Annotated in this window: 8 protein-coding genes; 7 read left to right on the forward strand and 1 reads right to left on the reverse strand. The window is 35.0% G+C overall.

The features are described from left to right. The 5 genes from P8M54_RS13265 to P8M54_RS13285 all read left to right on the forward strand — a co-directional run. The coding region (locus P8M54_RS13265; protein ID WP_300288412.1) for an energy transducer TonB at positions 1-584 on the forward strand (584 nt) is incomplete at its 5' end. Between the two features lie 80 nt (positions 585-664). Beyond that, positions 665-814, forward strand: a complete 150-nt coding sequence (locus P8M54_RS13270) for a hypothetical protein (RefSeq protein ID WP_300288413.1) — start codon at positions 665-667, stop codon at positions 812-814. A gap of 3 nt (positions 815-817) precedes the next feature. After that, a complete protein-coding gene (locus P8M54_RS13275) occupies positions 818-1,753 on the forward strand; it encodes a substrate-binding domain-containing protein (RefSeq protein ID WP_300288414.1) in 936 nt (311 codons plus the stop codon). Between the two features lie 16 nt (positions 1,754-1,769). Beyond that, positions 1,770-3,437 carry a tetratricopeptide repeat protein gene (locus P8M54_RS13280; protein ID WP_300288415.1) on the forward strand — a complete coding sequence of 556 codons (1,668 nt, stop codon included), beginning with the start codon at positions 1,770-1,772 and terminating at the stop codon, positions 3,435-3,437. A gap of 128 nt (positions 3,438-3,565) precedes the next feature. Further along, positions 3,566-4,198 (forward strand): 7-carboxy-7-deazaguanine synthase QueE, encoded by a 633-nt coding sequence (locus P8M54_RS13285; protein ID WP_300288416.1) that lies wholly within the window; start codon positions 3,566-3,568, stop codon positions 4,196-4,198. 99 nt (positions 4,199-4,297) lie between these two features. Here P8M54_RS13285 and P8M54_RS13290 read toward each other — a convergent pair whose 3' ends face one another. Further along, entirely contained in the window at positions 4,298-5,014 is a 717-nt protein-coding gene (locus P8M54_RS13290) for a class I SAM-dependent methyltransferase (protein ID WP_300288417.1), read from the reverse strand. 87 nt (positions 5,015-5,101) lie between these two features. Here P8M54_RS13290 and P8M54_RS13295 point away from each other — a divergent pair, with 87 nt between their 5' ends. Next, a complete protein-coding gene (locus tag P8M54_RS13295) occupies positions 5,102-5,599 on the forward strand; it encodes a YkgJ family cysteine cluster protein (protein WP_300288419.1) in 498 nt (165 codons plus the stop codon). 216 nt (positions 5,600-5,815) lie between these two features. After that, positions 5,816-7,051, forward strand: a complete 1,236-nt coding sequence (locus tag P8M54_RS13300) for an FtsX-like permease family protein (protein ID WP_300288421.1) — start codon at positions 5,816-5,818, stop codon at positions 7,049-7,051. The last annotated feature ends 896 nt before the right edge of the window (positions 7,052-7,947 follow it).

Genomic DNA, 7,947 nt, shown 5'->3' on the forward strand with positions numbered 1-7,947 from the left:
AAATCACTGCAATAAAATTACCTCCTAAAAAAGAAGAACCTAAAAAGTTCGTTCCACCACCACCACCACCACCTCCAAAGGTTGATCAGGTAAAATTTGTTAAGCCAGTTGTTGCTAAAGCAGCTGAAGTAACAGAAGAACCGCCAAAAATCGTGGAAATTAAGGAGAAAAAATTAGGTGCTGAAACTATAAAAGGAGATCCAGATGCTGTTTTAAGTGTTGCTCCAGTTGGTAACGGTCCAAAACAACAAGTTGTTGAAGAGGATAACCAAATTTATAACAACGCAGGTATTGAAGTAAAACCAGAATTTCCTGGTGGTATGGACAAGTTCTACGGATATGTATCTAAGAATTACCGTGCACCAGAAGAAGAAGGTTTGAAAGGAAAAGTTTATGTGACTTTTGTTGTTGAAAAAGATGGTTCATTAACTGATATTAAAGTTTTAAGAGATATCGGATACGGAACTGGAAAAGAAGCGATCAGAGTGTTACAAAAATGTCCAAAATGGAATCCAGGTGTTCAAAATGGTAAGCCAGTAAGGGTTCTTTACTCTTTGCCAATTACTATTCAAACAGCGGACTAATGTTGGAAAATATTTATAGAAATATACAGAAGAAATCGCTTAGAGAGCGATTTCTTCTCGTTATAGCATTTTTGTTTTTTATGTTTTATTTCGTTTTGGGATTGTTGATTATCTTTATGGATAACTTCCCGCTGGAGATGGCAACGGAATATCGATGGGCTTTTGGATTGCTTATGATGTTGTATGCTGCCTACCGTGGTGTACGTCTAATTAATGAAAATAGAGATTAGAAAATGAGAAAGAGAATTGTAAATCTAGGGTATTTTGTTATTGTTATCTTGTTGGTTGGTTTTGCTGTTGCGTGCAAGCAATCAACTAAGGACGATATGAAGGAGACGATCCTGAAAGGGAAAACAACGATTTTAGTTGATGAAACTTTTCAACCGTTAATAGAGGATCAAGCTACTATATTTGAAAGTAATTACAAAGCTAAGATTACAATCGAAGGCAAATCAGAAAATGAATTGATGCAGGCTTTTTTGAAGGACACGAGTAGAATTGTCGTATTATCCCGATTACTCTCTGCTAATGAGAAGAAGTATTTTGAGCAATTGAAAATTAAACCTAAAGTTACACCAATAGGTAAGGATGCTATCGCACTTATTGCTAACAAGGGCAATAACGATACTTTGATCGCGTTAGAAGATATTGTTAGTTTCATGCAAGGGAAAGAGATTAAAGGTATAAAAGGGTTAGTCTTTGATAATCCCAACTCTAGTACAGTTAGGATTATGAATGAATTAGCTGGATTGACAGCTTTGCCCGCTAAGAACGTGTATTCGGTTAAAACTAATGAAGAGGTAGTCAAATTTATTGCTGAAAATGAGGGAATGATTGGTTTTGTTGGACTAAATTATTTGTATCAGCCTTCGGAAGTAGTTGCTAGCAAACTAAAGAACATCAATGTTTTGAGTGTTAAAGATAAAGGAAAGAGTCAGTATTATGCGCCCTCTCAAAATAACCTAGCCGAAGGGACGTATCCTTTGGCACGTGATTTGTATATAATAAACTGTCAGGGATACTCTGGATTAGGAATGGGGTTTGCTTCATTTGTTGCAGGAGATATTGGACAACGAATAATTTTAAAATCAGGTTTGCTTCCAATTAGGACTCCTGGTAGAAAAGTTAATTTTATTACAAACAACAAAAAAGAAAAAGAAAATGAATAAATCAAATAAAGTTACAATGAACAAATTAAAATTTTTAAGTGTTGCCTTTTTGGCTTCCGTTTGCTCCGTGCAAGCGCAGGATATCAACCAAGTTAAAAAAGCAATAGACGCTGAACAATTTCAGGCTGCTAAAACATCTTTAAAATCAATAGTAAAAGACGACTCTTCTAATGGAGCAGCTTACTTTCTTTTAGGAAACGTATATCTGGCCCAAAATGTAGCTGATTCAGCTGCGATTGCATATAAAGCAGGTTTGAATGCTAAGAAAGAAGCGCATTTAAACCACATTGGTCTTGGTCAATTAGATCTAGATAACAATAATGTAGCTGCTGCCAAAGCAAACTTTGAGTTAGCTAAGAAAGAAATGCGTAAAAAGGATTTTGAAGAGTATGTGTACATCGCAAGAGCCTACATGAACGCTAATAAACCAGATTATAAAAGTGCTTTAGCAACATTAGAACTTGCTAAAGAAAGAAACGAAATGGAGCCACAAGTGTTATTGGCAAAAGGTGATGCTTATTACGGTGATAAAAATCAAAATGCTGCTTTTTCTGCTTACAGAAACGCATTTCAAGCAGATGCTTCTTTGATTAGAGCAAAAATGCAGTTAGGTGTACTTTTAAAAGGAGCAAAGGCATACACAGAAGCTGTTGCAGCATATGACAACGTTATCGCTACTAGCCCTTCTTACGGACCAGTATATCGTGAACTTGCTGAAACCTATTACTACTGGGCAAATAACGTTCCTGGAAGATACGATCAGTATATTAAACAAGCACTTTCATACTATGAGAAATATATGGAGTTAACAGATTATTCTCTTGCTTCTCGTATGCGTCATGCTGATTTCTTAATCTTAGCTAAAGATTATAAAGCATTAGAAGCAGAAGCTCTTAAAATGAAAGAGTTGGATAAAGTTAATCCAAGAATCTTAAGATACTTAGGATATGCAGCTTATGAAAATGGTAATTTAGACGCAGCTATTAGCTCTTTGAATGAATACATTAGTGTTCCAACTAATAAAATTATTGCTCAGGATTATTTTTATTTAGGTCAAGCCAAGATTAAAAAAGCAACAAGTGCTGATGGAACTACAATTGAACCAGTTTTATATAAAGAGGGGATCTCTTTTATTAAAAAAGCGGTTGATATGGATATCTACTTTGCTGGACAATTAGGAGATTTAGGAAAATCATTATACGAGCAAAGATTGTATAAAGAAGCAGCTTTAGTGTTTGAAATTGCAACTACAAACAAAGAATCTAAAAGCTATTTGTTAGATAATTTTTACCTAGGTAACTCGATCTACTTCAACAATGCTCCTGCTGATGCAGTGAAAGACATGGAAGCTTTAGCAAAAGCGGATATTGCTTTTGGAAATGTTGTAGAGGCTTCGCCAGAAACTATTGATGCTTATGTATATCGTGCAAGAACAAATACATTGATGGATAATGATCAAGAAATGATCAAATATTACCAAATGTATGTAGATAAAGTAACTGAAAAAGGGGCTGAAGAAATGGCTAAACCAGCTGTAAAGGCAAAATTAGTTGAAGCTTACAATACAATGGCTGCTGGATACGTTAACTTCGATAAAGTAAAAGCAAGAGAGTATTTCAACAAAACGTTGGCTATTGACCCTGCAAACGCATACGCAACGCAATCATTGAAAACTATTAAATAGTTTTTAAAAGTTGTACTATTAAAGAACCGATAGCTGCAAGCTATCGGTTTTTTTGTTTTCTAAGCATTTTAAACTTTATAAATTAACTCCTTTTCAAATTAACTATCTTTGCACTTTAAATTAAAATAATGTTATCAAAAGAAATACAATTAGAAGTTAATAAAGGAGCAATGCTCCCTTTAATGGAGGAATTTTATACCATTCAGGGAGAAGGATACCATACAGGTACCGCTGCCTATTTTATACGAATAGGTGGCTGTGATGTTGGTTGTCATTGGTGTGATGTTAAAGAAAGTTGGAATGCAGAATTGCATCCTCCAACAGCAGTTGATGTGATTGTTGCAAATGCAAGTAAGTATGCCGAAACAGTAGTAGTAACCGGCGGCGAACCCTTAATGTGGGACATGAGTTTGTTGACAACTAAATTAAAAAATGTGGGGCGCAAGGTACATATAGAAACGTCAGGTGCTTATCCTTTATCTGGAACTTGGGATTGGATTTGTCTTTCTCCTAAAAAAAATAAGTTACCTACTGAGACAGTATATAATGCCGCACATGAATTAAAAGTAATCATTCACAACAAGCACGATTTTATATTTGCTGAAGACCAAGCTGAATTAGTTAATGATGGAGCTATTTTATTTTTGCAGCCAGAATGGAGTAAAAAAGAGGAGATGACACCTTTGATTGTTGATTATGTAATGAATAATCCGAAATGGAGAGTGTCCTTGCAAACGCATAAGTACCTTAATATTCCATAACGATCGTTTTAATGATATAAAAAAAAGACTAAACAATTGTTGTTTAGTCTTTTTTTATGCTTTGTAATGGTAAGGTTATATTGGTATCAAAAGAATCAATTATGCTTTTGGTTGGATCGTTAGCCTAGCGAGATAGTCGTAATGTTCTCCTTCGGTTATTAGTTCACATTGTAAATTATTATCTATAGCAATGTTTTGTAACGTATTGTAGTCTATGTACAGCCAGGGAAAGGGTTCTTCTTTTTTTCCTTTATAAGTAATGGTGAAATCTAATTCTCCGTAGTAGCGATCTGCAGGAACGGCATAGGCGCCGTCATCATCTTGGTCAAACATATAGATGATGTCAGAGCTATCTATCAATATTTGTCCATCCAGTTGGAGTAACGATTGTAGTTTTTGTAAATAGGTAGCGGTTTGTTTTAAGGTGCCAAAAATACCGGTTCCATTCATGAGCAGTAAAATGGTATCGAATTTTTCAGACTCCAAGGTCAAGATGTCAGCAACCAATGCATTCTTAATTCCGCGCAAGCGACACGTTTCAATTGCTTGTGGTGAGATATCAATGGCGGTAATGGCTATATTTTTATCATTCTGTAAGTACAAGCTATGACTGCCAGCTCCAGCGCCCACATCTAAGGTTTTGCCTTTGGTTAATGCAAGTGCTTTTTGTTCTAGGAGTGGCATTTCGTCAAATGATCTAAATAAATAAGAAACATTCATTTCATCCTCTTCGGATATCGAAGTCTCTGTAAGTAGATCTTCTGGCGCGTTTTGAGTTTGGTAATCTAAGATAGCTTGTCCAAATAGGTCTTTCATGATAGTTTATTGGGTAATGTATTAAATGTTGCTTTCAATTGATTAATTTTGTTTCGATAATGTAAATCATTAAAACCGTAAATTAAAATGCTCAAACCTTCGTTAAACGAACATGGAAAACTTGCCAAAGATAATCAACTGGAGACTAAAAAGTATTTCGATAAGCTAAAAAAGAAAACGCCTAAAAATTTAGATTATGTAATGCAAGACATTCATGATGCGGAGTTCAAACGGACTAACTGTCTTGAATGTGCTAATTGTTGTAAAACGACGGGTCCCTTGTTTACATCAGCTGATATTGAGCGTATTTCTAGACACCTTCGTCAAAAACCACAACAGTTTATTGCGCAGTACCTTCGTATCGACGAAGATCAAGATTATGTCTTGCAGTCTGTTCCTTGTTCTTTTTTAGATGCGGATAATAGTTGTTTTATTTATGATGTTCGTCCCAAGGCGTGTCGGGAATTTCCGCATACGGACAGAAAGAAATTCCAGCAAATTACTGATCTTACACTAAAAAATATTCCTGTTTGTCCCGCTGCCTATAATATTGTCGAAGAAATGAAGAAAAAGCTTCCCTTGTAAGGAGCTAGTTAATTTCAATTACAGTATTAAGTAGTTAATTAGCAAGCGATTAATTTAATCGAAAGGAGTTAGTTGCCAGTTAGCTAAAAGGACGCAAGCATATTTTATTTTATAAAACTATCGTAAATAGGGTAACGCAAGTCGTCTATTAGCTGTATTTTTGAAAACCAAACACGGAGTGGTAAAATAGTACTCATCTTATTTAAAATAATACAATTGAATTTAGAATATTTTATAGCCAAAAGACTAATCACTGCCAAGGATTATAAAAGTAGCATATCAGCACCTATTATTAAAATAGCAATTTCAGCTATTGCTATTGGTATGATTATGATGATTGTTTCCGTGGCCACAGGTGTGGGCTTACAGGAAAAGATCAGAGAAAAAATTGCTGCTTTTAATGGTCATATTATTATTTCAAATTTCGACAGTAATCAGTCAGATGCAACATTAACCCCTATTTCTAAAAAGCAATCCTTTTATCCTAAGTTCACTGCTGTTCTGGCGGTTAGTCATATTCAAGCAATAGCAAGCAAAGCGGGAATCATTAGAACTGAAACCGCTTTTGAAGGCATCGTTTTTAAAGGAGTCGGTTCGGATTATAAATGGGATAATATAAAGGAATATCTTGTAGCGGGTGTTCTTCCTGATTTTTCCTCTAAATTAAACGAAGATGTTTTAATTTCTCAATTTCTTGCGAATCGTTTGAATTTAAAAGTAGGAGATAAGTTCAATACGTTTTTTATGAAAGAAGGAGAGAACAAGTTACCCAACAGCAGGCGCTTTAAAGTGGTTGGTATATTTAACTCTGGTTTTCAAGAGTTTGATGCAACCTATATATTAGGAGATATCAGACACATGCAACGCATCAATAAATGGAAGTCAGACCAAGTTGGTGCTTTTGAAGTTTTTGTAGACGACTTCGATAATATTTCAAAAATAGGCGAACAGGTCTATGAAGAAACGGGATCCACTTTAGACTCTAAAACCATAATTGAAAAACACAGCTATATCTTTGAGTGGCTTCAATTATTTGATTTCAACATCATCGTCATATTGATAGTCATGATAATAGTGGCCACTATTAATATGGTGGTTGCGTTGCTAGTTCTTATTTTGGAACGAACTCAAATGATCGGAATATTAAAAGCATTAGGAGCATCAAATTGGACCGTCAGAAAAGTATTTTTATACAATGCCTCCTATCTAATTGCACGTGGATTATTTTGGGGGAATCTAATTGGAATTTCAATTTTGTTAATTCAAAAATATTTCGGCGTCGTCACCCTGAATCCCGAGAATTACTATGTTTCCCAAGCTCCAGTTTATTTCAATATCTGGTACATCTTATTATTAAACCTAGGTACCATTGTGATTTGCTTCTTAGTTCTTTTAATTCCTTCTTATATCATTACTAAAATTTCACCCGTTAAGGCAATTCGATACGATTGATCTACTGCTTTTACTAAATATCTGCGTAAAGGCAAGCGTCAGGTATTTAGATTGTATTTCTTAGGAGCTATTTCCTGCTATCCGTTTCAATCTTTTATGGGGCTGAAAATCCCCATAAAAGGATTTCCACTACTATCAGGGCTAGGCGAGTTGCGGTTTTCAAGAACGTCTATGTGCCATTTGAACAATTCTAATTCATTCTTTCCATCTCTATATCTTTGCTGCCTTATATATAGAAGCGATTAAAATGCCTCTACGCGCAATCCAGGATATAAGGGCCAATCTGTTAAAGTTCGCGACATCCGTGTTCCAATATTTCGAAACTCAATTGCATTATACATATATGTAAAGAAATTATAGACTAAACCTTCTACGATCAGTCAATCTGCTATAATCTGTGAAATCCGCGTTCCAATAGAATCTAAATACAATTACGATCTACATATAAAGTATCGTAAATTTATGCAAAACTCTCTACGATCAGTAAATCTGCGAGAATCTGTGAAATCTGCGTGCCAATATCTCGAACCACAACTACAACGTATATCTAGTTGTGCAATTATATTCAAAACACTCCAAAAACAATAAATCCGCTAAATCCGCGTCATCCGCGTTCCAATAAATCCTAACACAATCACAATCTACATATATAGTAGCTCAGTTACCTAAATTACATATTAAAAACAGCAAACCCGCTAAATCACCCTGCCAATAGTTCCAAGCACAAGTCACCCACATATAAAATGCGTGTTCGCACACCATCCAAACACTAGCAACACTAGAACAAACCCGCTAAAATATCTACTTTTTTTCTACAAATACAAAAATCACCAAATTTCAACAAACAGTAACATTGTTGTTTTTCAGTGCGTTAAAACGTGCAATAAAAAAAGATT

This window comes from Flavobacterium sp., assembly GCF_029242675.1.
Taxonomy (GTDB): domain Bacteria; phylum Bacteroidota; class Bacteroidia; order Flavobacteriales; family Flavobacteriaceae; genus Flavobacterium.

Excerpts from the sequence above, each read along its gene's own strand:
- P8M54_RS13280 (WP_300288415.1), top strand. The coding sequence starts at position 1,770 with ATGAACAAATTAAAATTTTTAAGTGTTGCCTTTTTGGCTTCCGTTTGC.
- P8M54_RS13290 (WP_300288417.1), bottom strand. The coding sequence starts at position 5,014 with ATGAAAGACCTATTTGGACAAGCTATCTTAGATTACCAAACTCAAAAC.
- P8M54_RS13270 (WP_300288413.1), top strand. The coding sequence starts at position 665 with ATGTTTTATTTCGTTTTGGGATTGTTGATTATCTTTATGGATAACTTC.
- P8M54_RS13285 (WP_300288416.1), top strand. The coding sequence starts at position 3,566 with ATGTTATCAAAAGAAATACAATTAGAAGTTAATAAAGGAGCAATGCTC.
- P8M54_RS13275 (WP_300288414.1), top strand. The coding sequence starts at position 818 with ATGAGAAAGAGAATTGTAAATCTAGGGTATTTTGTTATTGTTATCTTG.
- P8M54_RS13295 (WP_300288419.1), top strand. The coding sequence starts at position 5,102 with ATGCTCAAACCTTCGTTAAACGAACATGGAAAACTTGCCAAAGATAAT.